This is a genomic window from Hansschlegelia beijingensis, assembly GCF_014196425.1.
GTDB lineage: Bacteria > Pseudomonadota > Alphaproteobacteria > Rhizobiales > Methylopilaceae > Methylopila > Methylopila beijingensis.
Map to the genome: position 1 here is coordinate 159,065 of NZ_JACIDR010000007.1, position 25,442 is coordinate 184,506.

23 protein-coding genes and 1 tRNA gene are annotated in these 25,442 nt (G+C 69.0%); 13 read left to right on the forward strand and 11 right to left on the reverse strand.

The window, feature by feature from the left end; all coding sequences use genetic code 11:
- Nucleotides 1–3: 3 nt before the first annotated feature.
- Together modB and modC are read left to right on the forward strand one after the other, a co-directional pair.
- Nucleotides 4–714: a molybdate ABC transporter permease subunit gene (gene modB / locus GGR24_RS16890; protein ID WP_183396605.1), complete on the forward strand. Its 711-nt coding sequence runs from the start codon at nucleotides 4–6 to the stop codon at nucleotides 712–714.
- A gap of 13 nt (nucleotides 715–727) precedes the next feature.
- Nucleotides 728–1,798: a molybdenum ABC transporter ATP-binding protein gene (gene modC, locus GGR24_RS16895; protein WP_183396568.1), complete on the forward strand. Its 1,071-nt coding sequence runs from the start codon at nucleotides 728–730 to the stop codon at nucleotides 1,796–1,798.
- Here the strand turns inward: modC and GGR24_RS16900 are convergent.
- Entirely contained in the window at nucleotides 1,795–3,378 is a 1,584-nt protein-coding gene (locus tag GGR24_RS16900) for an OpgD/OpgG family glucan biosynthesis protein (RefSeq protein ID WP_183396569.1), read from the reverse strand. The two genes, modC and GGR24_RS16900, sit on opposite strands and share 4 nt — an antisense overlap.
- A 670-nt stretch (nucleotides 3,379–4,048) precedes the next feature.
- Here GGR24_RS16900 and GGR24_RS16905 point away from each other — a divergent pair.
- Entirely contained in the window at nucleotides 4,049–5,206 is a 1,158-nt protein-coding gene (locus GGR24_RS16905; RefSeq protein WP_183396570.1) for a type III PLP-dependent enzyme, read from the forward strand.
- Nucleotides 5,207–5,217: 11 nt separating this feature from the next.
- Nucleotides 5,218–5,763: a GNAT family N-acetyltransferase gene (locus tag GGR24_RS16910; RefSeq protein ID WP_183396571.1), complete on the forward strand. Its 546-nt coding sequence runs from the start codon at nucleotides 5,218–5,220 to the stop codon at nucleotides 5,761–5,763.
- 13 nt (nucleotides 5,764–5,776) lie between these two features.
- Here GGR24_RS16910 and GGR24_RS16915 read toward each other — a convergent pair whose 3' ends face one another.
- Nucleotides 5,777–6,418 carry an NrsF family protein gene (locus GGR24_RS16915; RefSeq protein ID WP_183396572.1) on the reverse strand — a complete coding sequence of 214 codons (642 nt, stop codon included), beginning with the start codon at nucleotides 6,416–6,418 and terminating at the stop codon, nucleotides 5,777–5,779.
- The gene (locus GGR24_RS16920) at nucleotides 6,415–6,966 is read right to left on the reverse strand and encodes a sigma-70 family RNA polymerase sigma factor (RefSeq protein ID WP_183396573.1); all 552 of its coding nucleotides are present in this window, start codon (nucleotides 6,964–6,966) and stop codon (nucleotides 6,415–6,417) included. Before GGR24_RS16920 ends, GGR24_RS16915 begins: the two co-directional genes overlap by 4 nt.
- A gap of 149 nt (nucleotides 6,967–7,115) precedes the next feature.
- Here GGR24_RS16920 and GGR24_RS16925 point away from each other — a divergent pair, with 149 nt between their 5' ends.
- From GGR24_RS16925 to GGR24_RS16935, 3 genes are all read left to right on the forward strand, one after another.
- Nucleotides 7,116–8,546, forward strand: a complete 1,431-nt coding sequence (locus GGR24_RS16925) for a homospermidine synthase (protein WP_183396574.1) — start codon at nucleotides 7,116–7,118, stop codon at nucleotides 8,544–8,546.
- Between the two features lie 88 nt (nucleotides 8,547–8,634).
- Nucleotides 8,635–9,129, forward strand: coding sequence for a PAS domain-containing protein (locus GGR24_RS16930; protein WP_183396575.1), 495 nt, complete (start codon nucleotides 8,635–8,637; stop codon nucleotides 9,127–9,129).
- Nucleotides 9,130–9,297: 168 nt separating this feature from the next.
- A complete protein-coding gene (locus tag GGR24_RS16935) occupies nucleotides 9,298–10,776 on the forward strand; it encodes a methyl-accepting chemotaxis protein (RefSeq protein ID WP_183396576.1) in 1,479 nt (492 codons plus the stop codon).
- A 171-nt stretch (nucleotides 10,777–10,947) separates the two neighbouring features.
- Here the strand turns inward: GGR24_RS16935 and GGR24_RS16940 are convergent, their stop codons facing one another.
- The 5 genes from GGR24_RS16940 to GGR24_RS16960 all read right to left on the reverse strand — a co-directional run bounded on the left by GGR24_RS16940 (nucleotide 10,948) and on the right by GGR24_RS16960 (nucleotide 14,586).
- Nucleotides 10,948–11,961, reverse strand: a complete 1,014-nt coding sequence (locus tag GGR24_RS16940) for a WD40 repeat domain-containing protein (protein WP_183396577.1) — start codon at nucleotides 11,959–11,961, stop codon at nucleotides 10,948–10,950.
- Between the two features lie 54 nt (nucleotides 11,962–12,015).
- The gene (locus GGR24_RS16945) at nucleotides 12,016–13,152 is read right to left on the reverse strand and encodes a CobW family GTP-binding protein (RefSeq protein ID WP_183396578.1); all 1,137 of its coding nucleotides are present in this window, start codon (nucleotides 13,150–13,152) and stop codon (nucleotides 12,016–12,018) included.
- A 169-nt stretch (nucleotides 13,153–13,321) separates the two neighbouring features.
- Nucleotides 13,322–13,398, reverse strand: a tRNA-His gene (locus tag GGR24_RS16950).
- Nucleotides 13,399–13,554: 156 nt separating this feature from the next.
- Nucleotides 13,555–14,028 (reverse strand): phasin, encoded by a 474-nt coding sequence (locus tag GGR24_RS16955; RefSeq protein ID WP_183396579.1) that lies wholly within the window; start codon nucleotides 14,026–14,028, stop codon nucleotides 13,555–13,557.
- Nucleotides 14,029–14,205: 177 nt separating this feature from the next.
- Complete coding sequence (locus GGR24_RS16960) at nucleotides 14,206–14,586, reverse strand: phasin family protein (RefSeq protein ID WP_183396580.1); 381 nt, start codon at nucleotides 14,584–14,586, stop codon at nucleotides 14,206–14,208.
- A gap of 148 nt (nucleotides 14,587–14,734) precedes the next feature.
- On the opposite strand from GGR24_RS16960, the gene GGR24_RS16965 reads away from it, so the two are divergent.
- From GGR24_RS16965 to GGR24_RS16980, 4 genes are all read left to right on the forward strand, one after another.
- On the forward strand, nucleotides 14,735–17,614 hold the full coding sequence (locus GGR24_RS16965; RefSeq protein WP_183396581.1) for a PAS domain S-box protein: 2,880 nt from the start codon (nucleotides 14,735–14,737) through the stop codon (nucleotides 17,612–17,614).
- A gap of 142 nt (nucleotides 17,615–17,756) precedes the next feature.
- Nucleotides 17,757–18,059: a (2Fe-2S)-binding protein gene (locus GGR24_RS16970; RefSeq protein ID WP_183396582.1), complete on the forward strand. Its 303-nt coding sequence runs from the start codon at nucleotides 17,757–17,759 to the stop codon at nucleotides 18,057–18,059.
- A 102-nt stretch (nucleotides 18,060–18,161) separates the two neighbouring features.
- Complete coding sequence (gene bfr, locus GGR24_RS16975) at nucleotides 18,162–18,644, forward strand: bacterioferritin (protein WP_183396583.1); 483 nt, start codon at nucleotides 18,162–18,164, stop codon at nucleotides 18,642–18,644.
- A gap of 100 nt (nucleotides 18,645–18,744) precedes the next feature.
- The gene (locus GGR24_RS16980) at nucleotides 18,745–18,984 is read left to right on the forward strand and encodes a DUF2934 domain-containing protein (RefSeq protein WP_183396584.1); all 240 of its coding nucleotides are present in this window, start codon (nucleotides 18,745–18,747) and stop codon (nucleotides 18,982–18,984) included.
- Nucleotides 18,985–19,023: 39 nt separating this feature from the next.
- On the opposite strand, the gene GGR24_RS16985 is transcribed toward GGR24_RS16980, so the two are convergent.
- A complete protein-coding gene (locus GGR24_RS16985; protein WP_428978237.1) occupies nucleotides 19,024–19,815 on the reverse strand; it encodes an SDR family NAD(P)-dependent oxidoreductase in 792 nt (263 codons plus the stop codon).
- Nucleotides 19,816–19,832: 17 nt separating this feature from the next.
- Entirely contained in the window at nucleotides 19,833–21,002 is a 1,170-nt protein-coding gene (locus GGR24_RS16990; protein WP_183396585.1) for a zinc-dependent alcohol dehydrogenase, read from the reverse strand.
- Between the two features lie 131 nt (nucleotides 21,003–21,133).
- Here GGR24_RS16990 and ku (GGR24_RS16995) point away from each other — a divergent pair, with 131 nt between their 5' ends.
- Together ku (GGR24_RS16995) and ligD are read left to right on the forward strand one after the other, a co-directional pair.
- The gene (ku, locus tag GGR24_RS16995; protein WP_183396586.1) at nucleotides 21,134–21,994 is read left to right on the forward strand and encodes a non-homologous end joining protein Ku; all 861 of its coding nucleotides are present in this window, start codon (nucleotides 21,134–21,136) and stop codon (nucleotides 21,992–21,994) included.
- A 2-nt stretch (nucleotides 21,995–21,996) separates the two neighbouring features.
- A complete protein-coding gene (gene ligD, locus GGR24_RS17000; RefSeq protein ID WP_183396587.1) occupies nucleotides 21,997–24,525 on the forward strand; it encodes a DNA ligase D in 2,529 nt (842 codons plus the stop codon).
- Here ligD and ku (GGR24_RS17005) read toward each other — a convergent pair.
- Complete coding sequence (ku, locus tag GGR24_RS17005; RefSeq protein ID WP_183396588.1) at nucleotides 24,522–25,340, reverse strand: non-homologous end joining protein Ku; 819 nt, start codon at nucleotides 25,338–25,340, stop codon at nucleotides 24,522–24,524. The genes ligD and ku (GGR24_RS17005) overlap by 4 nt on opposite strands.
- Nucleotides 25,341–25,442 lie beyond the last annotated feature (102 nt).

Sequence of the window (25,442 nt, forward strand, 5' to 3'; positions counted from 1 at the left end):
TCGCTGGACGCGCTCGCCGCCGCTCTGGGGCTCGCGCCCGAGGACCTGGTCGCCGTCCGGCTGAGCCTGCTGGTCGCCAGCGTCGCCACGGTGGCGAGCCTGCCGTTCGCGGTGCTGGTGGCGCTCGCCCTCGCCCGCGGACGGTTCCCGGGCAAGGCGCTGCTGGACGGGCTCGTGCATCTGCCGCTGGTTCTGCCGCCGGTCGTGACGGGCTACCTGCTGCTGATCGGCTTCGGTCGCCGCGGGCCGATCGGCGAGGCGCTCGAGGCGTGCTGCGGCGTGGTGTTCTCGTTCCGCTGGACGGGCGCCGCGCTGGCGGCCGGCATCATGGGGTTCCCGCTGATGGTGCGGGCCATCCGGCTGTCGCTCGAGGCCGTCGACCGCAGGCTCGAGGACGCGGCCGCGACCCTCGGGGCGAGCCGGACAGGGGTTCTGTTCGCCGTCACCCTGCCGCTCGCGCTCCCGGGCGTGCTGGCGGGGGCGGTGCTCGCCTTCGCCAAGGCCCTCGGCGAGTTCGGCGCGACCATCACCTTCGTGTCGAACATTCCGGGCGAGACCCGCACCCTGCCGGCCGCGATCTACACGCTCACCCAGACCCCGGGCGGAGACGCCGCCGCCGGCAAGCTCGTGCTGATCGCGATCGCGCTGTCGCTTGCGGCCCTCATCGCCTCGGAGCTGCTGGCGCGGCGCCTGGCTTCGCGGATCGCCGGATGATCGGGGCGCGCTGATGCTGGACGTCGAGATAAGCCGCCGCGCGGGAGCCTTCTCGCTCGACGTCGCATTCGCCGCGCCGGCCGGCGTGACCGCCGTCGTGGGTCGCTCGGGCGCCGGCAAGTCCACCCTCGTGGCGGCCGTGGCGGGGCTGGCGCGGCCGGACGAGGGCCACATCGACCTCGACGGAACCGTCCTGTTCGACAGCGGAGCCGGCGTGAACCTGCCGGTCCGCAAGCGGCGGATCGGCGTCGTGTTCCAGGAAAGCCGTCTGTTTCCGCATCTGTCGGTGCGCTCGAACCTGCTGTTCGGCCGCAGGCGGCGACGCGACGCCGCGGCCCCGGCCTTCGACCAGGTGGTCGAGACCCTGGGGGTCGGGCATCTGCTGTCGCGCCGGCCGCGCTCGCTCTCGGGCGGCGAGCGGCAGCGGGTGGCGATCGGGCGGGCGCTGCTCTCCGGCCCGCGCGCCCTGCTGTTCGACGAGCCGCTCGCGGCGCTCGACGCCGAGCGGAAGGCCGAGATCCTGCCGTTCCTGGAGGCCCTGATCCAGGAGGTTTCGCTGCCGGTGCTCTACGTCACGCACGCGCTCGAGGAGGCGCGTCGGCTCGCCCGCGGGCTCATCGTGCTGGAGGGCGGCAGGATCGTCGCCGCGGGCGCGATCGAGGAGACCATCGCGGCCGCGGGGCTTGCGAGCGCCGGAGACCGCCTGCTCGACGGCGTGACGGTCGAGGCCACCATCGCCGAGCGCGACGAACGCTACGGCCTGACGGGGCTTGCGCTCGGCGGCCACCGGGTCTGGGTCCCGGGCCTGATCGGCGCGCCGGGCGATCCCGCGCGGCTGCGATTCCTCGCGCGCGACGTGGCGATCGCGCTCGATCCGCCGCAGCGCTCCTCGGTGCGCAACGTGCTCTCCGGGGTGGTCCGCGGCGTGAAGCGCGGCGACGGCCCCTACGCGTCGGTCTCGGTCGACGTCGGCGGCGCCGTGCTGCGCGCCGAGATCACCCGCCGCGCGGCCGCCGAGCTCGATCTCGCCCCGGGCCGCGTCGTCTACGCGCTGGTGAAGAGCGTCGCGGTCAGCCGCGCCTAGGTCGCGTTCTCGGGCGCGTAGGGGAAGGTCCAGGTTTCCGTCAGCGCCCGGTCGCCCGCCTTCAGGAAGGCGCGCAGCTCCATCGTCTTGCCGGTGTCGGCCTGCACGTCGACCCCGACCCGGAAGCCGCCGATCTTCGGGTTGGGCGTCACGAAGGTGCGCAGGATCGAGCCCGAGGAGGTCGACGGCACGACCGAGACGCGGGCCGGATCGGCCAGGAAGAAGCCGAGGTCGCCGCCCGAGAAGTCGATGATGAAGCGTTGCGTGCCGGGCGGCACCGGCTCGGCCGAGCCGAGCGCGGCGGCGCGGGTCGGATAGGTGTTCACCGCCCGTCCGCCGGTATGCAGCCGCGCGTCCGACGTCATGGCGCGGATGCGGTAGCCGAAGCTGCGCTCCTTGCCGACCTCGGCGGGCGCGGACGGCACCCAGAAGGCGACGATGTTGTCGTTGCTCTCGTCGTCGGTCGGCAGCTCGACGAGCTCGACGCGGCCCTCGCCCCAGCCCTCGTGCGGCTCGATCCAGTAGCTCGGCCGCATCTGGTAGTTCAGGTCGAGGTCCTGGTAGTGCTCGAACAGCCGGTCGCGCTGCATCAGGCCGAAGCCCTTGGGGTCGCGGTCCCAGAAGGCCGAGATCTGCGGCGTCTTCGGGTTGCGCAGCGGCCGCCAGACGAACTCGCCGCCGCTGGTCTGCATCAGCAACCCGTCCGAATCGTGCAGTTCCGGGCGGAAATCCGAGAAATGCCGGCGCTGGTTCTCGGCGTAGAAGAACATCGAGGTGAGCGGCGCGACGCCGAGCTTGGCGATCGGCCTGCGCGGGATCAGCGTCGCGGTGACGTCGACCACGGTCTCGACGTCCGGGTAGACGGTGAAGCGATAGGCGCCGGTCAGCGACGCGCCGTCGAGCAGGGCGTAGATGGTGGCGCTCTCGTCGTCGGGGCCGGGCATCTGCACCCAGAACTCGCGGAAGTCCGGAAACTCCTCCGGCTCCGGCCCGCCGCAGTTCACCGCGATGCCGCGCGCCGACAGGCCGTAGACCTGGTTCCGGCCGAGCGCCCTGAAATAGCTCGCGCCGACGAAGGAGATGAGCTCGTCGAACACGCGCGGATCGTTCAGCGGGTAATGCAGCCGGAAGCCCGCGAAGCCGAGATCGACCGGAAGCGGCCGCTGGAACTTGTTGGCGCCGTAGTCGAACAGCGCGCCCGAATAGGGGGCCGGGGTCGCGATCCCGTCACGCACCACGTTCACCACCACCGGGCGCTGATACAGGAAGCCCGGGTGGAACATCTGCATGCGGAACTGCCCGCCGCCGCCCGCGAGCAGCGCGCGGTCGGACCGGAAGCGGATCTCCCGGTACTGGTCGAAGTTCAGGTTGCGGAGCTCCTGCGGGAGCTCCCTCACCCCGGGGTCGTAGGGCTTGGAGACCAGTTCGCGCGCCCGCCTGAGCACGTCCTGATAGCCGAAGGCGGCCGGCTCCGGCTGCTGGGCCGCCGCCCGCCCCCCTATCAGGGCGGAGCCGGCCGCGGCGAGGCCGAGGCCAAGCGCGCGCCGGCGGCTGAGCGGGCGGGTGACGCTGTCGGTCATGCGGATCAGGACTCGCGGCAGGCCGCGAGGCGGCCTGCGTTTACTCGGAGAAGGTTGCGCGCCGGCGGCCGGAGGGGAGGTTTCGGCCGTCGGCGGATTCTAAACGGGGAGCGCGGCGGCCGGCAAGCAGCGGTCCGCGTTTCGCATCGCCGTTGCGGAACGGGCGCAGCCCCAAAAAACCCTGTCACGAACCGAAGATGCCGCTTGCATGCCGGCGCGAACGCCCCTATCTCCGCGCCTGCCCAATTTCGCGCGTGCCTGTGTCGTGTGTCGGGTTGGCGGGAACTCCCCGCCGGGCAACCCGATGGCCGGAAATCCCAACCGGCTCTAAGTCGCCTCTCCGGCGGCGGACGCGACGTGAAGCAACGACGTAGAGGGCTTTTTTGGTCTCTCCCGGCTCTCCACAGGCCGGGGTCACTGAAGAGGCGACTACATCCTTGCCGGGCGCGCGGGTCGCGGGTTCATCCCAAGTCCCAAGCGTGGCGAAGACCTGATCGGCCGGATTCCATCCGTCCCGAAGGTCGTCGCGACTACGGCGTGATCGACGGCCGCAGCCCCGAGGGAGGCGGTCACGGAACGGCGCATCTATCGGACGGCCGCGTCTCCACAGCGCGGCCGAACGGAGGGCGTCCATCCACCGGCCACTGACGTTGCTTGGGGACTTCCCGCCATGACCTCCCATCTCGACGCTCTCGGCAACGACCGAGTCCGACGTTTCCTCGCCGAGGGCCAGTCCGACGGGCCGGTGCTCGTCGTCGACAGCGAGGTCGTGCGCGCGAACTACGCCAAGTTCGCGCACGCGCTGCCGGACACGCGCGTGTTCTACGCGGTCAAGGCGAACCCCGATCCGAAGATCCTGAAGCTGCTGGCCGAGCTCGGCTCGTGCTTCGATTGCGCGTCGGTCGCCGAGATCGACATGGCGCTCGCGACCGGCGCGTCGGCCGACCGCATCTCGTTCGGCAACACGATCAAGAAGGAGCGCGACGTCGCGGCCGCCTACGCCCGTGGCGTGCGCCTGTTCGCCGTCGACTGCCGCGAAGAGGTCGAGAAGATCGAGCGCGCCGCCCCCGGCGCCAAGGTGTTCTGCCGCATCCTGGCGGACGGCGCGGGCGCCGAATGGCCGCTGTCGCGCAAGTTCGGCTGCGCGCCCGAGATGGCGGCGGACGTGCTCGAGCACGCCCATGTGCGCGGGCTGATCGCCTATGGCGTGTCGTTCCACGTCGGCTCGCAGCAGAACAATGTCGGCGCGTGGGACGCCGCGCTCGCCTCCGCGGCGGAGATCTTCCGCGAGTGCGAGCGGCGCGGCCTCGCGCTGTCCATGGTCAATCTCGGCGGCGGCTTCCCGACCCGCTATCTGCGCGACGTCCCGGCGGTCGAGGCCTATGGCGCGTCGATCTTCGAGGCCCTGCGCGCGCATTTCGGCAACCGCATCCCCGAGACCATCATCGAGCCGGGCCGCGGCATGGTCGGCGACGCCGGCTGGATCGAGGCGGAGGTCGTGCTGGTGTCGAAGAAGTCGGACGCCGAGGACGAGATCCGCTGGGTCTATCTCGACATCGGCAAGTTCGGCGGCCTCGCCGAGACGATGGACGAGGCGATCCGGTACCCGATCCGCACCGCCCATGACGGCGGCGCGACGGCGCCCTGCGTCCTCGCCGGTCCGACCTGCGACTCCGCCGACGTGCTGTACGAAAAGACGCCGTATCCCCTGCCGGTCAGCCTCTCGATCGGCGACAAGGTTCTGATCGAGGCCTGCGGCGCCTACACCACCACCTATGCGGCGGTGGCCTTCAACGGCTTCCTGCCGCTCGCTTCGCACGTCATCTGACGGAGGCGTCGATGATCCTGATCAGGGACGAGGCTCCGGCTGACGCCGGGGCCCGCGAGGCGCTGCTCGATCGCGCGTTCGGCCCGGCGCGGTTCATGAAGACGTGCGAGCGGCTGCGCGAGCGGCGCTTGCCGGCTCAGGGCCTGTCCTTCGCCGCGGAGGACGCCGATGGCCGCCTGCTCGGCACGCTGCGCTTCTGGCATGTGGCGCTCGGCGGCCGGCCCGGCCTCATGCTCGGGCCGCTCGCGGTGGACGAAGCCGCGCGCGGGCTCGGGCTCGGCTCCGCGCTCATGGCGGCGGGTCTCGAGCGGGCACGCCAGCTCGGCCACGAGGCGGTGATGCTGGTGGGCGACGCGGCCTATTATGGGCGGTTCGGCTTTTCGGCGGATCGCACCGGGCGGCTGACGTTGCCGGGCTGGGTGGACCGTGCGCGCTTCCTCGCCCTGGAGCTCGCCGACGGCGCCCTTGCGGGCGCAGAGGGGCCGGTGCGCCCCACCGGCGCCATCGCGCTGCCGTTCGGCGAAGCTCCCCGGCTTCAGCCGCGGCGCGCCGCCTGACGGCGACGCGTCGTCACCAGCGCAGCAGACGGGCGCCGAGCGCGGCGCCCGCTGTGGTCACGATCGCAACCCCGATCGGGTACCAGACGGCCACGAACAGCGGCGAGTCGTCCCGGCAGTGCGCGGCGTAGAACGTCGCGGCGATCGCGGCGGCGAGAACGCCCGCGATGGCGCCCATGGCGGCCGGCGAGGCCGGCGCCGCGCCGCGAAGCGCCCAGAGCAGCGCCCCGAGCGGAAGCGCCGCGAGCAGCGGGATCATCGCCATGCAGAGCAGCGCGTTGTAGCCGATGACGCGGGCGGGCCACTCCGCGGACGGGATGACCATCAGCTCGACGCCTACGCCGAGCGCGAGCAGGATCGGGGCGGCCCACAGCGCCAGGGCGCCGGCGCCGGACGTCGCCGCGGGACGCGTCAGCCGCCGAAGGAACGCCGCCGCCCCTATGGCGAGCGCGATCGTGACCACGAACTTGAACACGTAGCGCACGGAGCCGACCGCGGTCAGGACGTCGGAGCGCGGCCCGATGGTCAGCGCGAAGGCCGCCGCGGCGCACAGCGTCCCGACCGCCACGGCCGTCCAGAACGCGCCGGTCAGGCGCCGCGGCTTGTTGGCTGCGGCGTCCGCGGTCAGAGCGCCGATCAGCGCCTCGGTCTTCATTCCCTGAAACTCCGATAGGCGGCCGACAGGGCCGCCAGTCCACGATGCAGCGCGACCCGCACTGCTCCTTCGCTCATCTGGAGGCGCTCCGCGGTTCCGCGGATGTCCTCGCCGTCGATGGTGATCGACTTGACCACCTCGTGCTGGCGCCCCTTGAGGACGTCGATCAGCCGCTCGGCCTCGCGCGAGGAGAGCTCGCCCTCGGGCTCCGGCGCCGGCAGCGTCTCGAGGAAATCCTCGATCGGCACGTTGATGCGACGGCCGCGGCGTCGCATGGCGTCGATCACCTTGTTGCGCGCGATCGCCGCGACCCAGGGACCCACAGGCTGCCGGGGATCCCAAGAGCCTCGCTTGAGATGGATCGCCAGCAAGGTTTCCTGAACCACGTCCTCGACATCCGCTGCGTCCAGTCCCAGCGACGCGCCGCGTCTGCGAACCACCGCCCGGAGAAAGGGCGTCAACGCCTCGAGGAGCAGCCTGTAGGAGGCTGCGTCGCCGGCGTGCGCCGCCTTCATCCAGGAGGCCCAGTCCCGTTCTTGATGGCGCACCGGGGATCCTTGTTAAGCGATACGCGGAGAGAGCCGGCGGCGTTACGCGGAGACCGTCATGTCCGCGTCACGCTGCGCGGTTGATTGTCCTGCCCCGTTCGGCCTTTATCGCCGGCGACCAGGCTCGCCGAGCGAAGGAGTTTTGAGGAATGACCGATTATCCGGTGTACGCCAAGATCGACGGTCCCATCGTGATGATCGGCTTCGGCTCCATCGGGCGCGGCGTTCTGCCGCTGATCGAGCGACACTTCGAGTATGACAAGAGCCGCATCGTCGCCATCGATCCGAGCGACCTCAACAAGCACGTTCTTGACGAATACGGCGTGCCCTTCATCCAGAAGGCCGTCACCCGCGAGAACTACCGCGAGCTGCTCACCCCTCTCCTGACCAATGGCGGCGGCCAGGGCTTCTGCGTGAACCTGTCGGTCGACACCGGGTCGGTCGACCTCATGGAGCTCTGCCGCGAGCTAGGCTGCCTCTACATCGACACCGTCAACGAGCCCTGGCTCGGCTTCTACTTCGACAAGACCAAGGGCCCGAGCGAGCGCTCCAACTACGCCCTGCGCCAGATGACCCTGGACGCGCGCCGCCGCAACCCCGGCGGCACCACGGCGGTCTCGACCTGCGGCGCGAACCCCGGAATGGTCTCGTTCTTCGTCAAGCAGGCGGCGCTCAACATCGCCTCCGACATGAAGCTCAACGTGCCGGAGCCGACCTCGCGGGAGGAATGGGCCGCGCTGATGCGCCACATCGGCGTCAAGGGCGTGCACATCGCCGAGCGCGACACGCAGCGCGGCAAGAAGCCGAAGGAGCGCAACGTCTTCCTCAACACCTGGTCGGTCGAGGGCTTCATCTCGGAGGGCCTTCAGCCGGCCGAGCTCGGCTGGGGAACCCACGAGAAGTGGGCGCCGGCGAACGCCGAGCGGCATCCGGATCCGAACGCGCCGGCGATCTACCTGATGCAGCCGGGCGCCGCGACCCTGGTGCGCACCTGGTGCCCGACGCCCGGGCCGCAATACGGCTTCCTCGTCACGCACAACGAGTCGATCTCGATCGCCGACTACTTCACCGTCTGGGAGGACGGCAAGCCGGTCTACCGGCCGACCTGCCACTACGCCTATCATCCCGCCGACGACGCGGTGCTGTCGTGGCACGAGCTGTTCGGCGCGGAGGGCAAGGTGCAGGACAGGCTGCACGTGCTCGACGAGGACGAGCTGGTCGACGGCGTCGACGAGCTCGGCGTCCTGCTCTACGGCCATGGCAAGGGCGCCTACTGGTACGGCTCGCAGCTTTCGCTGGAGGAGACGCGCACGCTGGCGCCCTACCAGAACGCCACGGGCCTGCAGGTGACCTCGGCGGTTCTGGCCGGAATGGTCTGGGCGCTGGAGAACCCGAACGAGGGCATCGTCGAGACCGACGAGATGGACTTCAAGCGCTGCCTCGAGATCCAGCGCCCCTATCTCGGACCGGTGAAGGGCTACTACACGGACTGGACGCCGCTCGAGAATCGCCCCGGCCTGTTCCCGGAGAACATCGACGAGAGCGATCCCTGGCAGTTCCGGAATTTCTTCGTGAGGTGACCGAGCGGATCCGCGCCGTTCGGCCCGGCCCTGGACCCAAAAAAGGCGGATGCGGCCATCCGGCCGCCCGCCCATTCGGATCGCGCAGATGACGATCATCGAGCTGATCAGGGCGCTGGCCGAGGACAGCCCGGTCGCGATCTGCCTGACGGACGCCCAGCCTGCGGCGCCCGGGCCGCTGATCCTCTATGCAAACCCCGCATTCGCGCTGCTCACGGGCCGGCCGCTCGCGGAGGTGATCGGCGTCAGCCCAAGATTCATGCAGGGCCGCGAGACCCGGCGCCCGACCCTCGACCTCTTCGCGAAAGCTCTCGCCGAGAAGCAGCGCTTCCACGGGCAGATCACGAATTATCGCGGAGACGGCCGCAAATATCTCGTGGAGATCGACTGCCGGCCGCTTCTCGGGCCGGACGGCGAACCCACCCATTTCCTCGCCTTCGAGCGGGAGGTCGCGCGCCGTCGCGGGAGGCCGGGAAGCGGCGTCGCCGGACGCTTCGAGCCGGTGTCGGTGCCCGACAGCGATCTGCCTGCGGCCCTCAGGAGCATGGCGGCGTTCGCCAGCCTGCCTCCCGCGGCCGAGTAGCCGCCTGCTGAACGGGCGCGCTGCGGCCGGCGAAATTAACGCTTTTTTAGCGGCCGCCGGTGGTGTTCCGGCGCGTGTGACGGGCGAGTTACCGCCGCGATCAGTCGCATTTAACGAACAATCAACGCAGGTTCTGCAGGCTGCAGCGGTCCATCCACCGAGGCCGCAATGAAGCAGCTGTTCCACAACGACCTGCAGGCGAAGTTTGCGGCCATCGAGACCTCGCAGGCGATCATCGAGTTCACGCCGGACGGCGAGATCGTGACCGCGAACCGGAACTTTCTTGACGTCGTCGGCTATGAGCTCGAGGAGATCCGGGGCAAGCATCACAGCATCTTTGTCCCCGAGGAAGACGCGCGCCGCCCGGACTATGCGGCTTTCTGGGAGGCTCTGAGAAGCGGCCAGCACCGTTCTGCGGAGTACCGTCGCATCGCCAAGGACGGACGCTCCGTCTGGCTGCAGGCCTCCTACAACCCGGTGCTGCGCCACGGCAGGCCCGTGAGGATCATGAAGCTCGCCGTCGACGTCACGGCGCAGAAGCTCAAGGCGGCTGACGACGACGCGCAGATCAAGGCGATCTATCGCTCGCAAGGCGTCATCGAGTTCACGCTGGACGGAGTCGTGCTCGACGCCAACGCGAACTTCCTCGCGGTTCTCGGCTACTCGATCGACGAAATCCGCGGGCGACATCACAGCATGTTCGTCGAGCCGGCCCACGCCCAGAGCGCGGAGTACCGAGCTTTCTGGGACGCCCTTCGTGGCGGCGAGTACAAATCGGCCGAGTTCCGGCGGGTCGGGGCCGGCGGCCGGGAGATCTGGATCCAGGCCTCCTACAACCCCGTGCTCTCGCCGGACGGCGTTCCGTTCAAGGTGGTCAAGTTCGCGACCGACGTGACCGCCCAGGTTCAGGATCGCGCCCGGCGGTCCGGCCTGCAGGTGATGATCGACCGGGACGTCAGCGAGATCAGCGACGCGATCTCGGACGTCGCCGCCCAGACCAACGGGGCCGCCGGCGCCTCCAAGGACGTCTCGGCCAACGTGACCGCCGTGTCGCACGGCGTCGGCGAGCTCGGCGCTTCCATCGGGGAGATCAGCCAGCAGCTCGGACGGGCGTTGAGCATCTCGGATCATGCGGTCCGGCAGGCGAAGGAGACCAACGAGGTGGTGTCCGGCCTCGCCGCCTCCGCCGAGCGGATCGGGCAGATCGTGGACCTGATCGGGAACATCGCGGGCCAGACCAACCTGCTCGCGCTGAACGCCACCATCGAGGCGGCCCGCGCCGGGGAGGCCGGACGGGGCTTCGCGGTGGTGGCGTCCGAGGTCAAGAACCTCGCATGCCAGACCCGCAAGGCGACGGAGGAGATCGAGACCCAGATCGCGCGCAGCCAGGCCGCGACCGTGAACGCCGTCGAGGCGATCGAGGCGATCGCGGCGACCATCACCTCGATCAACGAGATCTCCGGCGCCATCGCGGCCGCGGTCGAGGAGCAGAACGCGGTCGCGGCCACCATGTCGACCAACATGCAGACCGCGGCCGCGGGCGTAGCGGCGATATCCGCCAGCATGGAGGGCATCGCGAAGGCGACCGGGTCGATCAGCGCGTCGGCCCACAAGGTGCGCCAATCGTCGCTCGCGATCGCGAGCTGAGCCCGGCCCGCTAGGCCTGGCCCGCGACGGTCGAAGGCGACGCGCGGCGGGAGGCGCGGCCCGCCGGCTCCCGCCTGGCCGGCCGCCTTTCGGTCGCGCCGGCGAGCTGGCAGTCCATACAGTTCCCGCAGATGCGAAAGGGCCCGGCGCGGCGCAGCGGGGCCTGCCGGGCTAGTCGGCCGGCAGCGCCACGACGCCGGCGGCGCCGTCCTCGGTCCCGAAGGCGAGGCGCGCCCCCGCGCTGTCCCATGCCAGGGCCGTGACCGGACCGCCCTCTCCCGGATTGCGCCCGAGGATCTCCGCCCCGTCGGAGATCCGAACCATCAGCACGCAGCCATCCTCATAGCCGAGCGCCACCACCGCGGCGCGCGGATGGCAGGCGACGCGCGAGACCCGGGCGGGCCGGACGCCGAGTTCCTTGGGGGACTTGCCCATCGGGCCGTCCTTGGCCTGGAACGGCCACAGGATCGCGGCGTCGGCGCCCGCGGTGGCGAGCGCCTTGCCGTCATTCGTCCAGTCCACCGAGCGCACCTTGCCCGGATAGCCCGACATCCGCATGTGCGCGCCGTCGGCCATCCGCCAACCGTGGAGCGCGTTCTCCTGCATGGTCGTGACCACGAACCGTCCGTCGGGCGAGAAGGTCACGTCGATATGCGACCCCTTCCAGGCGAGCTCCTTCGGGGCCGCGTCGACGCGCGGAAACCATAGCGAGACGCCGCCGTAGCGCGCCGCGGCGACCTGATAGCCCTTGGGCGCGAAGGCGAGCCCGCGGACCGCCGACGGCGCCTCCGTGGTCCTGACCTCGCCCTTGCCGTCGCGCGCATAGACGCGCTTGCCGGACGACCACGCGACCGCGCCGTCCGCCCCGATGGCGACGGCGTCAATCCAGCCGCCGCCGACCTCTCCGAGCGCCTCGGGCTCGCCGACGCCCCTGAACCGCAGCACCCTGCCGTCGTCGCCGCCGGTGACGAGCTCGTTCCCGGCCGCGGCCGCCACGAGCACGCCCCCCTCATGAGCCGCGATCCGGGTCTCGCCGCCCTCCCCCACGAACAGTACCCCGCCGTCGCCGAGCGCGAAGGCCGCCGCCTCGCCCACAAAGGCCGCGGCGATCACATAGGCGCCGGCCTCGACGGGCCGGGTGCGGTCCACCAGCGAGGGATAGCCGGCGTCAGAGGGCATGGACATGAAGGATCAGTTCCGGAGTTGGCGTTTCGGCGGATCGGCGACGTCGCGCGAGCTTCAGGCCGCGCAGGCCTCGAATCCCTGCCTGAGCTTGGCCTCGTCGAGCTCCTTGCCGATGAACACGATCTTCGAGCGACGCTTCTCGTCCGGCCTCCACTCGCGCTGCAGGTCGCCGTCGAGGATCATGTGCACGCCCTGGAAGACGAACCGGCGCGGCTCGCCCGCAAAGGCCAGGATGCCCTTCCAGCGAAGGAAGTTCTGGCCCTCGGTCTGAGCGAGATTGTTGACCCAGGGCATGAACTTGTTGGCGTCGACGTCGCCCGGGATCTCGAACGCGACCGACTGCATGGTCTCGTCGTGATAGTGCTTGAGGCCGCCATGGCTGTGCTCGCCATGGCCGTGGTCGTGATGCTTGTGGCCATGATCCTCGCCCGCGGCGTGGTCATGCCCGCAGCCGCAGTCCGGCCCATGCTCATGGTGGTGATGGTGGTCGTGGCCATGACCGTGGTGGTGGTGGTCATGCGCATGATCGTCAGCCTCCAGGAAGGCCGGCTCGATGCTGAGGATGCGGTCGAGGTCGAAGGCGCCCTTGTCGAGCACCGCGTCGAGCGGCACGTCGCATTTCGTGGTGCGGATCACCCGCGCGTAGGGGTTGATGCCGCGGATACGGCCCTCGACCTCGTCGAGTTCGTCCCTGGAGACGAGGTCGGTCTTGTTGAGCAGGATCACGTCCGCGAACGCGATCTGGTTCTTGGCCTCGGGCGCGTCCTTGAGGCGCTCGGTCAGCCACTTCGCGTCCGCGACGGTGACGACCGCGTCGAGCCGGGCCTTCCGGCCGACCTCCTCGTCGATGAAGAAGGTTTGCGCCACCGGCGCGGGATCCGCGAGGCCGGTGGTCTCGACGATGATCGCGTCGAACTTGCCCTTGCGCTTCATCAGGCCTTCGAGAATCCGGATCAGGTCGCCGCGTACGGTGCAGCAGACGCAGCCATTGTTCATCTCGAAGACTTCCTCATCGGCTCCGACGACGAGGTCGTTGTCGATGCCGATCTCGCCGAACTCGTTGACGATGACGGCGTATTTCTTTCCGTGAGGTTCGGAGAGGATGCGGTTGAGCAGCGTCGTCTTGCCGGCGCCGAGATAGCCGGTGAGCACGGTGACGGGCGTCTTTTCGGACGAAGCGTCGGCAGCCATGGGGCCTCCAGCGGAAAGGGCCGCCATGCCGGGCGGCCGCGGAACAGCGGCGCCTGATATAGCGACGGGGCGACGGGACGTCATCCCGCGCGGGCGGAGCAATGACGCCGGTCGAACGGAGCGTCGGCACAGGGGGGGTGAAGAAGGGCCGCTTGGGGCCAGGGGCCCGTGGTACCGCCACCCCGGCTTGAACGGGGGACCTCCAGATCCACAATCTGGCGCTCTAACCAACTGAGCTATGGCGGCCTGACGGGGGCCGGTCAGGGCGCGCGGAACCTAGGTGAAAGCTCCGCGGCGGGCAAGCGTGTTCGACCTGCCGAAGACGCAAAAAAGCCCGGACGAGATCCTCGCCCGGGATTTTGCAGGCGGCGACGGCCGGTGGAGCCGGCCGTCGCCGAAACGTCAGATCTGGGTCTGCCGCAGGCTGCGGGAGGCGAGATCACGGAACGGCTTCGCGCTCTCGGCGGTCGCCTTCTGGGCGAGCGAGGAAAGCTCCCTGAGCTGCCCCGTCATCACGTCGAACTGCTGGCGCGCATAGGACGCCTGAAGCTCGACCGCCTGGCTGACCGACTTGGCGCCGAGCAGAGCCTGCAGGAAATCGAAATGCGCGTTGACGTTCGAGCGCGTCGCCTCGACCGACTTCCGGCCGAGTTCCTTGTAGCTCTTGGACGTGGTCGCGTAGGCGTCCTCGAGGGCGTCGGACGCCTCCTCGGCCACGGACTTCAGGCGGGCATAGCCGTCCTTCGCCTGCCGGAGGGTCTTGTCGGCGAGCTCACGAACGGCCGCCGGGGCCGCCTCGCTGGCCTCGCGCGCCGCCGCCGCGGCGTCGTCCACCATCTCTTCAGCCTTGGACGCGGTCTTCTGGGTGGTAGCCATCTGTCTTCCTCACTAGGTGCGGCGGACAGGTGAAAGGTCAGAAGGCCGCGCTCCGCCGGGCTGCGATCGCCTTCATGAGCAATGGTCGCGACGATACGCCCGCTGCCGCGACACTCTCTGGTGCGCTGCACACATAATGCTGCACTGCAAAATAATCAAGCGCCGGGGTTATCTATCTCAGGCTTTTGTGTCGCCCGGACGACCGGCGGCCCCGCCGAGCCGCTGCACCTGCCGGGTGAGGGTCTCGAGCTGGCTCTTGGCGAACTCCGTCTGGACGCGGAGCAGTTCCTCCACCGAGCCCGCGCGCAGCAGTTTCTGCGCGTAGTCGAAACTCGCCGCCATGTTCTGCTCCGCGAAGGAGACCGCTTCCCCGGCGACGTCGCGGAACCGCCCCTGCGCGCTCTCCGCCTGAGTCTCGAGCGAGGTCGCAGCCTTCAGGGTGGCGTCCAGGAAGCCCGAGAAGGCCTTGCGCGCCTGATCGACGCTCTGCTCTGCGAAATCGCGCAGTTCGTTTGGAATCTCGTAGTTTTCCGACGTCCCTTTGCGGGTGTCCGTCATGGCGGTGAGGCTCCTGGGGCCGAAGTTAACCCTGACGGCGGATCATGGCGGAACACGCGGGGCGCCGCCATAGACGGCCTCTCGAGCGGCCGGTATTTAACAGTTCATTAACGCAGCGCCGCTGCCGACCCCTCAGCCTGAGGACGATATGGGCCTGGACGCGCCCCTCAACGCTTTCGACGCGGAACGGACGCTTGCCGACGAGAGCGCCCCGGCTGCGTTCGTGGTCGACGCCAAAGGCGAAATCGTCTGGGCGAACCCGGCGGCCGCGCTTCTCAGGGCGCAGGGCGCGTTCGGCGAAGCCGCCCGGGCCGTGCTGGAACGGATCGGGGCTTCGACCACGACCGGACTGGTGCGCATCCGTACGGAAGGGGCCGGCCGGGCCGCGATGACGTTCAAGGGATCGCGCATCGTCGTCGGCGACGGGCACGGCGTGCTGCTGGAAAGCGTCGAGCCGGCGGCCGGCGGCGGCGCGGGAGCGCAGGCGGAACAGACCGCGCCTTCGCCGGACGTCGGCGCGACGCTCGAAGAGCTTCCGACCGCGCGACCCGACGAGCCTCTCCGCGGCGAGGAACTCCCCGCCCCCGAGCCTGTGGCCCGGGAACGCGTGGCCCGGGAGCCCGTCGCCGAGGCGCCTTTGGCGCAGGAAGACGTGGCGCAGGAGGAGTTGGCGCAGGAGCCCGCAGCCGATGAGCCCGTCGCCGAAGATGACGGCGGCGAGGCGGACGGCGGCGAGGAGCCCGCAGCCGCGCCGGCCGCAGCGCCGGACTGGTCCGACCTGCGTTTCGTGTTCGAGATCGACGCCGGCGGCAGGATCGCCTTCCTGTCTCCTGACCTGGGCGAAGTGGCGGGGGCGAGCGCGGCCTCGGCCCTCGGCCGCCCCTGGGACGAGGTCTGCGCCGAGCTCGGGCTCGACCCCGCCGGCGAGGTGGCGGAGCGGCTGCGGACCCGGGCGCCCTGGGCGGATGTCGGGATCGCCTGGCCGCTGGCCGGCGGAGGACGGCTCCCGCTCGTCCTGTCGGCGCTGCCGATCTTCGATCGCGGTCGCACCTTCATCGGCTTCCGCGGCCTCGGCCGGGCCACGCCGGCGACCGCCCCCGGGAGCGACGAGGCCGTGCCGGTCGCCCAGCCGGACGCCCTCGAGGCTTCGCCGGCCGAACCCGCATCGGAGCAGCAGCCGACGGCGGCGCTGGCCGACGCGCCCGAGACGCCTCCCTCCGACGCGCCGAGCTCCGGCCAGCCGGCGCCGCACGTGGAGGAGCCGGAGGTGGCGGCGCTCGCCGACGAGCCGCCGCCGATCGTCTCGCTGCCTCAGCCGGCCGAAACGTTCGAAGGCAACGTCGTCAAGCTGCGGGACCCCGCGATCGCGCCGCGGCCGCCGGCGCCGCAAGGGCTCTCGGTGGTGGAGGAGACCGCGTTCGACGAGATCGCGCGCCGCCTCCGCGACTTCAGCGGGCGGCTTTCGCAGGAGGCCCCGGAGCGGCCGGCGGCCTCGCTCCCGGAGACCGCCGAAATGGTGGTTCCGGCCAATCCGCCGGCCGACTGGACGCTCGACGACATCGACGGCCGGGCCCCGGACGCCTCCTATGCGGACGATCTGCTGCGGGTGCTGGACAAGCTGCCGCTGGGCGCCCTGATCCTGCGCGCCGGCGAGGTCGCGCACGCCAACCGCCCGGCGCTCGACATGCTGGGCCACAGCGACCTCGCCAGCCTGGTCTCGCGCGGCGCCGGGGATCTCTTCGCCGAGCAACTGCCCCGGGACGACGCCGCGCCCTCGAACCTTAGGGTCCTGGCCCGGGACGGGATGGAGATCGACGTCGAGGCCCGGCTCAACGCGATCAGCTGGCGCGGCGCCCCGGCGACGCTGGTGACGCTGAAGCGGGCCGAGGGCTACTCGGCCGAGGTTCATTCCGCGATCCAGCGCGAGAAGGAGATGGCGGAGATCCTCGACACCGCCACCGACGGGGTCATGACGCTGGATTCCGCCGGACGCATCCTGTCGGTCAACCGCAGCGCGCAGGCGCTGTTCGGGATCGACGCCCGCAAGGTGATCGGCAGCCTGTTCACGCTGTCGCTCGCGCCGGAAAGCCGCCGGGTGGCGTTCGACTATCTCGACAGCCTGAAGGGCAGCGGCGTCGCGGCCATTCTGAACGACGGGCGCGAGGTGCTCGGCCTCGCGAGCCAGGGCGGCGCGATCCCGCTCTATCTCACCATCGGGCGCATCGGCCCCGCCCATGAGGGCCGCTATTGCGCGGTGCTGCGGGACATCACGCACTGGAAGAAGGCCGAGGAGGAGCTGCTCGCCGCCAAGCGCCAGGCGGAGCGCGCCAACGCGCAGAAGTCCGAGTTCCTGACCCGGGTGGCGCACGAGATCCGCACCCCGCTCACCGCGATCATCGGCTTCGCGGACGTGATGATCGAGGAGCGCTTCGGGGCGGTCGGCAACTCGCGCTACAGGGACTATCTGCGCGACATCCGCCAAGCCGGCCACCACCTCATCGCTCTGGTCGGGGATCTGCTCGAGCTCTCGCGGGTGGAGACCGGGCGGCTCCAGCTGGATTTCGCGCCGGTCGATCTGAACGAGGCGCTGTCCCAGGCGGCCGCGCTGCTCCAGCCGCAGGCGAACCGCGACCGCGTCATCATCCGGACCTCGCTCGCGCGCACGCTGCCGCCGGTGCTCGCCGACCGGAAGACGCTGCGGCAGATCTTGACGAACCTGCTCTCCCACGCGGTGAAGCTCAGCCGCCCCGGCGGCCAGGTGATCGCCGCCACGGTGTTCACGGACGCGGGGCAGGCCGTGGTCAGGATCCGCGACTCCGGCGCCGGCATGTCGCCGAGGGACCTTGCGAAAGCCGTCGAGCCGTTCCGGCCGCTGACGGCGAGCAAGGACTCGGAACCCGGCGGCGGCCTCCCCCTCACCAAGGCGCTCGCCGAAGCGAACCAGGCGCTGTTCTCCATGCAGAGCGAAGTTGGCGTCGGCACTGTGGTGGAGGTGACGTTTCCTACCGCGCGCGTTCTTGCCGACTGATCACCTGGCCGTCCGGAAGGACGTCGCGCCGATGCGCCGTTGACTCTCGCTCAGCGCTCACGATATGAGCAAATAACGAGTGAGAACAGTAGTTTAGAGATCTTCCAAACTACTCGTAAGCGCGCGCTGAGTTGGACACGTCATGATCGTTTGTTCGTGCAACGTTTTAAGCGCGGCGCAGATCAAGAACACCATCGGCGATCCTGCGGCGAACCCGCAGACGCCCGGTCAGGTCTATCGGTGCCTGGGCTGCAGCCCGCAATGCGGACGCTGCGCCCGGACCATCAAGGCCATGCTGGCCGACATCAAGGGCCTTGAGCAGCCGGTCGAAACCGCTTGCGGGGCTTGCCCTGCCGCCTTCCCCGCGGTCACGCATGGCTCCGGCGACGTGCTCGGCATGTCCGGCGACGTGGTCGAAGTCGCCACAGTCGATCGCCGACGCTAGCTCCTGCCGCTCCGCCGCTCCGGGCCTCTCCGCCCTTGCGGCCGCGGCCGCGCGAGTTTAGAACACTTCTAACTGGTCGCGGACGAACTGCAGGAGAGCGCCATGAAGGGCGACGCCAAAGTCATCGAGTTTCTCAACCGGGGCCTCCGCTCGGAGCTGACGGCCATCAATCAGTACTGGCTGCATTATCGCATGCTGGACGATTGGGGCTACACGGAGCTCGCGAAGAAGTGGCGCGCCGAGTCCATCGAGGAGATGAACCACGCGGACAAGTTCGTCACGCGCATCATCTTCCTTGAAGGCTTCCCCAATCTTCAGGTGCTCGACCCGCTTCGGATTGGCCAGAGCATCAAGGAAGTCCTCGAGTGCGACCTTGCGGCCGAGTACGAGGCTCGCAAGCTCTATCAGGAAGCCGCGACCTACTGCGCGACCGTGGCGGACTATCCGAGCCGCGACCTGTTCGAGGAGCTGATGGCGGACGAGGAAGGCCACATCGACTTCCTCGAGACGCAGCTGAATCTGGTCGCGCAGCTCGGCGAGCAGCTGTACGCCCAGCGCCACATCGGCGAGTTGCACGACGACTGAGGCAGCGAACGCGGGCGCCATCTGCGCGCCCGCCACCTGCCTGTGGCATCGGAACAAATCCTTCGCGACACTCCTTCATTGATCTCGATGGAGGAGTGTCATGGATCCCAAGATCGAGAATATTCGAGAGCGCGCCCATGAGATCTGGCTCTCGGAGGGCCGGCCTGAAGGCCGCCACGACCAGCACTGGGCCCAAGCCGAAAGCGAACTGAGCGGCGGATCGAGCTGGCCTTCGGTGTCAGCGGCGGCGGTCCCGCCGCCCGAGGACCCGCAATCCAAGGCCAACGAAGCCGAGGCGGACCCGTCCGCGGGCGCGCCGGGCGAGAACCAACCCAGTTGATGAGAGACGCCGGCGCGGCTGACCGCGCCGGCCCTTCTCCTATCCGCCGGAGCCCGGCTCGGCCATGCGGCGGTGCATCTGGGCCGTCACCCCGGCGGGGATGACGTTCGCGATGGCGGACTGCAGCTTGTTCTGCCAGCCCGTGACGACATCGCCCAGACCCTTCATCATGGCCTTGAAGCCGATCTCCGCGACCTCGGCGGCGTCCTGCTTCTTCTGCGTGGCGAGCTGGGTGTCGAGCATGTCCGCGCGCTCGAAGAAGTCCGTCTCGGTCGCGCCCGGCATGAGGCAGGTCACCGTCACGCCGGTGTCCTTGAGCTCGTTCCGGATCGCGAACGAGAAGCTGTCCAGAAAGGCCTTTGAGCCGTTGTAGACGGCCTGGAAGGAGCCGGGCATGAAGCCGGCGATGGACCCGGTGATGAGGATCCGTCCCTCGCCTCGGTCGCGCATCTGCGCCCCGATCCGCTGGATCAGATAGATCGTTCCGGTGATGTTCGTATCCACTATCTGCCGGACGCGAACGAAATCCTGGTCGAGGAACGGCCCGCCAAGGCCGGTCCCGGCATTGGCGAGCAGCGCGTCGACCGGCCTCTCGCCGATGGCCGCGATCAGCTTGTCGTTGCCCTCCGTGGTGGCGAGATCGGCCTGTACGGTGATGACCCGTCCGGCGAACGCCTTGAAGGCCTCCGCGGCTTCCTCGATTTGCGGCTCATCGGCCGCGACCACGAGGTCGAAGCCGTTCTTGGCGCAGACAAGCGCGAGTTCGTAGCCAATGCCGGTCGACGCGCCGGTGACGACCGCGAGCGGCCGTGGCGGATTCATGGACGCCATAGGACCTTCCTGACGCTTCAGGGTTTCATGACGACCTTGATGCAGCCGTCCTCTTTGTCGCGGAACTTCTTGTAGAGCTCCGGCCCCTCTTCCAGCGTCGCTGTGTGGGTGATGACGAAGGAGGGGTCGATCTCACCCTTTTCGATCCGCTGGAGCAGGGTGGGCAGGTACTTCTGGACGGGGGTCTGGGCCATCCTGAATGTCAGGCCCCGATTGATCGCGGAGCCCATCGGCACCTTGTCCAGAAAGCCGCCATAGACGCCGACGATCGAAACGGTGCCGAAGTTGCGGCAGCAGTGGATCGCCTGGCGAAGCACATGCGGCCGGTCGGTGCCCATGAAGGTCGCCATCTTCACGCGATCCACCAGGCTGTCGAAGCTCGCGGTCGCGGACGCCTCGGTTCCGACCGCGTCGATGCAGGCGTCGGCCAGCCTGCCGTTCGTGAGCTCCCGGATGCGGTCGTAGACGTCCTCGTTCATGAAATCGATGGTCTCGGCTCCGGCCTCGCGGGCCAGGGCGAGCCGCTCCGGCACGGTGTCGACCGCGAGCACCCGTTCCGCGCCCAAGAGAAAGGCGCTGCGGATCGCCATCTGGCCGACGGGGCCGCAGCCCCAGATGGCGATCGTGTCGCCGCGCTGGATGTCGCAGAAATCCGCAGCCATGTAGCCGGTCGGAAAGATGTCCGAGAGGAACAGCACCTGCTCGTCGGTGAGCCCTGACGGCACCTTGATGGGCCCGACATCGGCGTAGGGCACGCGCAGGTATTCGGCCTGCCCGCCTGCGTAGCCGCCCAGCATGTGCGAATAGCCGAGCAGTCCGGCCGGCGACGCCCCCCACATCTTGCGGGCGATCTCGCTATTCGGGTTCGAGCGTTCGCAGCCGGAGTAGAAGCCGCGCTTGCAGAAGAAACACTGGCCGCAGGAGATGGTGAACGGCACGACCACGCGGTCGCCGATCTTCAGCTCCTTGTTGTCGGGCCCGACTTCGACGACCTCGCCCATCGACTCGTGGCCGAGAACGTCGCCGCTCTGCATCGTCGGGATCACGCCGTTATAAAGGTGCAGATCTGAACCGCAGATCGCGCAGGCGGTGACCTTGATGATGGCGTCGCGACCGTGCTGGATCGTCGGATCAGGCACGCTCTCGCACCGGATGTCGCCTTTGCCGTGCCAGGTGAGCGCCTTCATCAATGTCCTCCCTGTCGATGCTTCGGGTTTAGAAGGCCGGAAATCCCGAAACGTTCCCCGCGATCTCCGGCCGCCGCCCTGGGAACCAAAGCCTCGGGGCGACGTTCGCTTCTGTCATCGGGAGGCGAAGCGTGGCCCCACGCGCGAATTGGAAGGGCTTTCTGAAGGTCGGCGAGGTGACCTGCCCGGTGGGCCTGTACACGGCTGCGTCGACTTCAGACCGCATCGCGTTCCACACGCTCAACCGGGACACGGGTCATCGCGTAAGGCGGGAATTCGTCGACGCGGAGACGGGCAAGCCGGTCGAGCGGGACGACCAGATCAAAGGTTATGAGGTCGCCCAGGGCGAGTATGTGACGCTCGAACCCGAGGAAGTGGCGGCGGCGGTTCCGCAAAGCGACAAGACGCTTTCGATCGAGGCTTTCATCGGCTGCAGCGACGTCGACGACGTCTACTTCGACAAGCCCTATTATCTTGCGCCGACTGACCGGTCCGCCGAGGAGGCGTACAGCCTCATTCGCGAAGGCATGCGGAAGAAGAAGGTGGCGGCTCTCGCAAGCACTGTGCTGTTCCGCCGGGTGCGGACCCTGCTGATACGACCTCACGGAAGCGGTCTGATCGCGACGACGCTGAACTTCGACTACGAAGTCCGGTCCGCCGAGGAGGCGTTCTCGGACATCCACGACTTCAGCATCAAGGGTGAGATGCTGGACCTTGCGCGGCACATCATCGACACCAAGCGCGGCGAGTTCGATCCCAAGGCCTTCGATGATCGCTACGAGAGCGCCCTGGCGGAACTGGTGAAGGCCAAGATGGAAGGGCGCAAGATCGCCCCGCCGAAGAAGGCTCCCGCCTCCAAGGTCGTCGATCTGATGGAGGCGCTTCGACTGAGCGCCGGGGCGTCGGGCAAGCCTGGAGAAGGCAAGAAGGCGCCTCGCGCCAAGCCGGCTCCCCGGAAGAAGGCCGCGGAGCCGCGGCGCAAGGCGAGCTGACGATGGCGCTCGAGACCTACCGCCGCAAGCGCGACTTCAGCAAGACCAAGGAGCCTGCGGGATCGGACGCGCCGCAGAGCGCCGGCGACGGCTACCTCATCCAGAAGCACGCAGCGAGCCGGCTGCATTACGATCTGCGCCTCGAATATGAAGGCGTTCTGAAAAGCTGGGCCGTCGCCAAGGGCCCGAGCCTCGTGCCGGGCGAGAAGCGCCTTTCGGTCCACGTCGAGGATCATCCGCTCGAATATGGCGACTTCGAAGGGACGATCCCGAAGGGCGAGTATGGCGGCGGCTCGGTCATCCTGTGGGATCGCGGAAGCTGGTCGCCGATCGGGGACGCCGCGAAGGGCTTCGCCAAGGGCCATCTGGAATTCGAGATCCACGGCGAAAAGCTTCGGGGACGTTGGCACCTCGTGCGGATGGCGCCACGCAAGGGCGAGAAGCACGAAAACTGGTTGCTGATCAAAGGAGACGACGAGGAGGCCCGGACAGAAACCGATCCGGACATCCTCCAAGAGCGCCCGGAGTCGGTGAAAACCGGGCGGCTGATCGAGGACCTCAAGGGCGAGGCGCCTGGCTGGTCCTCAAAGACCGGCCGGATTGAAGCGGACCCCGCCGAGCCCGCCGCCGGCGGCCTGGACCCATCGAGGATCAAGAAGGCCAAGAAGGCGAGCCTGCCCTCCTTCGTGGAGCCCGCGCTGGCGACGCTCGTCGCCAGAGCCCCGAAAGGCTCGCGTTGGATCCACGAGATCAAGTTCGACGGATACCGGCTGCAAGCGCGGATCGAGCGCGGCGAGGTCAGGCTGCTCACGCGCAGCGGACTGGACTGGACCGCCAAGTTCGGCACGACGGTCACGGACGCGCTGGCCGCGCTCCCGGCGTCGGCGGCCCTGATAGACGGCGAGATGGTGGTCGAGAACGGCGCCGGCGCCTCCGATTTCTCCGCGCTTCAGGCGGATCTCAGCGAGGGGCGGCAAGATCGATTCACGTTCTACGCTTTCGACCTGCTCCACCTCGATGGCTACGATCTCACCTCCTGCGCCCTGCTCGACCGCAAGGCCGCTCTTTCGCAGTTGATCGGCAAGGACGCCGGCCGCGTCCGCTGCTCGGAGCACTTCCCCGAGAATGGAGACCTGGTCCTGCAGCACGCCTGCCGCCTGAGCCTCGAAGGCGTGGTGTCCAAACAGGCCGACGCGCCCTATCGCTCCGGGCGCGGGAAGACCTGGGTCAAGTCCAAGTGTTCCGATCGCCAGGAGTTCGTGATCGGCGGCTTCACTCCGTCGAGCACGTCGCGCCGTGCGATCGGTTCGCTGGTGCTCGGCGCCTTCGAGGATGGCGAACTGCGTCACGTCGGGCGCGTCGGCACGGGGTTCAGCGTCAAGGTCGCTGAAGACCTCCTGAACCGGCTCGAGCCTCTTGAGCAGAAGGCCTCGCCCTTCGCCGATCGCCTCACCGCAGACGAGGCGCGGCAAGTCCGCTACGTGAAGCCGGAACTGGTGGCGGAGATCGAGTTCCGGGCCTGGACGGCGGACCGGCATCTGCGCCACGCCGCCTTCCGCGGGCTGCGTGAGGACAAGCCCGCTGTGGAGGTGGTGCGAGAGACGGAAGCGGCCGAAGGCAAGACGCCGCAGCGCCCGTCCTCCGTCAGCCTCACCCATCCGGACCGGGTGTACTGGCCGGACGTCGGCGTCACCAAGCAGGGCCTCGCGAACTACTACATGGAGGTCTGGCCGCACATCGCGCCCTTCGTGGTCGCGCGGCCGCTGTCGCTGCTGCGGTGCCCCGGGGGCGTGACGGATCAGTGCTTCTTCCAGAAGCACCGTTGGAAGGGGATGAACCGGGCGATCGGCGTGTTCGACGATCCGAAAGACAAGTCCGACGAGCCGCTCGTGATGATCAACGACCGCGACGGACTGATTGGTCTGGTTCAGGGCGGCGTGCTGGAGATCCACCCCTGGGGATCGACGATCGCGGCGCTCGAGACGCCGGACATGATCATCATGGACCTCGATCCGGGCGAGGACGTCTCATGGGAAGAGATCATCTCGGCCGCCTTCGAGGTGAAGAGAAGGCTCGAGGCCGCCGGGCTCGCCGCCTTTGTGAAGACTTCCGGCGGCAAAGGCTTGCACGTGGTGTCGCCGCTGAAACCCCAGGCGACCTGGGATGAGGTCAAGCCCTTCACGAAGGCGCTCGCGGATTCGATGGCGGCCGACGAGCCGGACCGCTACGTGGCGACGGTCACCAAGTCGAAGCGCAAGGGCAAGATCCTGGTGGACTACCTGCGTAACGGACGCGGAGCGACGGCCGTCGCCCCGTACTCCACCCGTGCGCGGCCGGGAGCCGCGGTGTCCATGCCGCTCGACTGGAGCGAACTCGGACCCGCGATCGGCCCCGCCTATTTCACGGTCGACAACGCCCCCACCCGGCTTGCTTCGCTCGCCGCCGACCCTTGGGCGGACTTCCGCGCGGCCGCCAAGCCGCTGCCGTCCGCGGGCGGTCCGACCAAGACAAGGAGGAAGCGCGCCGCCTAGCGGGGCGCGCCCTTGCCCCCCTTCTTCCCCTCGGCCGCGAGGCTCTTGCGCAGCGCGTCCATGATGTTGACCACATTGCCCGCAGGCGTTTCGGCCGGTTCGTCCTTCGGACGCGCCGCCTTCTTGCGGCCCTTCTTCTTGGACGCGATCATCTCCAGGAGAGTGGCCTGCACGGGGTCGGCCACCATCTCCGGCGACCAGTCCGTGGTGCGCTCCGCGATCAGCTTCTCGACGAGGGAAAGAGCCTTCGGGTCGACTTTCTGGGACTTGCCCGGGAAGTATTCGGCCTCGTCCCGCACCTCGTCGCCATAGCGCAGCGTCCAGAGCACGATGCCCTTGCCGCGGGGCTCCAGCAGGACCGCGCGCTCGCGCCGGTACATCACGAGCCGCGAGATGCCCACGACGTCGGTCGCCGCCATCGCCTCCCGGATCACCCCGAACGCCTCCTCTCCGACCTCGTCGTTCGGCGCGAGGTAATGCGGCCGGTCGTACCAGATCCAACCGATGGACTCGCGTGGCGCAAAGGTCTGGATGTCGATCGTATGCGTGCTCTCGAGCGCAACCGCGTCGATCTCGTCGTCCTCGAGCATGACGTACTCATTCTCGCCGCGCTCGTAGCCCTTCACCTCGCTGCCCGGATCAACATCCTTGCCGGTCACCGAGTCGACGTAGTGGCTGGCGATACGGTTTCCCGTCTTGCGGTTGAGCGTGTGGAAGCGCACGCGCTCGCTCTCCGTCGTCGCCGGCGTCATCGCCACCGGACAGGTCACGAGCGAGAGCTTCAGGTAGCCCTTCCAGAACACGCGCGGGGCCATGAGGCCGAACTCCTCTGTACGACCAAACTGAACGGCTGCGCGCCGCGCGGGTTCCGATCGCGGAGGGCTTGTCGGTGCGAGAAGCAGTTCCGCCTCGCCCGT

What these genes read in the sequence shown, in the direction of transcription:
- ku (WP_183396588.1), bottom strand. Translation starts at nt 25,340, where the DNA reads ATGGCCCCGCGCGTGTTCTGGAAGGGCTACCTGAAGCTCTCGCTCGTG.
- GGR24_RS16955 (WP_183396579.1), bottom strand. Translation starts at nt 14,028, where the DNA reads ATGGCTACCACCCAGAAGACCGCGTCCAAGGCTGAAGAGATGGTGGAC.
- GGR24_RS16970 (WP_183396582.1), top strand. Translation starts at nt 17,757, where the DNA reads ATGATCGTTTGTTCGTGCAACGTTTTAAGCGCGGCGCAGATCAAGAAC.
- GGR24_RS16900 (WP_183396569.1), bottom strand. Translation starts at nt 3,378, where the DNA reads ATGACCGACAGCGTCACCCGCCCGCTCAGCCGCCGGCGCGCGCTTGGC.
- GGR24_RS16930 (WP_183396575.1), top strand. Translation starts at nt 8,635, where the DNA reads ATGACGATCATCGAGCTGATCAGGGCGCTGGCCGAGGACAGCCCGGTC.
- modC (WP_183396568.1), top strand. Translation starts at nt 728, where the DNA reads ATGCTGGACGTCGAGATAAGCCGCCGCGCGGGAGCCTTCTCGCTCGAC.
- GGR24_RS16960 (WP_183396580.1), bottom strand. Translation starts at nt 14,586, where the DNA reads ATGACGGACACCCGCAAAGGGACGTCGGAAAACTACGAGATTCCAAAC.
- GGR24_RS16985 (WP_428978237.1), bottom strand. Translation starts at nt 19,815, where the DNA reads ATGGCGTCCATGAATCCGCCACGGCCGCTCGCGGTCGTCACCGGCGCG.
- GGR24_RS16980 (WP_183396584.1), top strand. Translation starts at nt 18,745, where the DNA reads ATGGATCCCAAGATCGAGAATATTCGAGAGCGCGCCCATGAGATCTGG.
- bfr (WP_183396583.1), top strand. Translation starts at nt 18,162, where the DNA reads ATGAAGGGCGACGCCAAAGTCATCGAGTTTCTCAACCGGGGCCTCCGC.
- GGR24_RS16990 (WP_183396585.1), bottom strand. Translation starts at nt 21,002, where the DNA reads ATGAAGGCGCTCACCTGGCACGGCAAAGGCGACATCCGGTGCGAGAGC.
- GGR24_RS16940 (WP_183396577.1), bottom strand. Translation starts at nt 11,961, where the DNA reads ATGTCCATGCCCTCTGACGCCGGCTATCCCTCGCTGGTGGACCGCACC.
- GGR24_RS16915 (WP_183396572.1), bottom strand. Translation starts at nt 6,418, where the DNA reads ATGAAGACCGAGGCGCTGATCGGCGCTCTGACCGCGGACGCCGCAGCC.
- GGR24_RS16935 (WP_183396576.1), top strand. Translation starts at nt 9,298, where the DNA reads ATGAAGCAGCTGTTCCACAACGACCTGCAGGCGAAGTTTGCGGCCATC.
- GGR24_RS16910 (WP_183396571.1), top strand. Translation starts at nt 5,218, where the DNA reads ATGATCCTGATCAGGGACGAGGCTCCGGCTGACGCCGGGGCCCGCGAG.
- GGR24_RS16945 (WP_183396578.1), bottom strand. Translation starts at nt 13,152, where the DNA reads ATGGCTGCCGACGCTTCGTCCGAAAAGACGCCCGTCACCGTGCTCACC.
- GGR24_RS16905 (WP_183396570.1), top strand. Translation starts at nt 4,049, where the DNA reads ATGACCTCCCATCTCGACGCTCTCGGCAACGACCGAGTCCGACGTTTC.
- GGR24_RS16965 (WP_183396581.1), top strand. Translation starts at nt 14,735, where the DNA reads ATGGGCCTGGACGCGCCCCTCAACGCTTTCGACGCGGAACGGACGCTT.
- ligD (WP_183396587.1), top strand. Translation starts at nt 21,997, where the DNA reads ATGGCGCTCGAGACCTACCGCCGCAAGCGCGACTTCAGCAAGACCAAG.
- GGR24_RS16925 (WP_183396574.1), top strand. Translation starts at nt 7,116, where the DNA reads ATGACCGATTATCCGGTGTACGCCAAGATCGACGGTCCCATCGTGATG.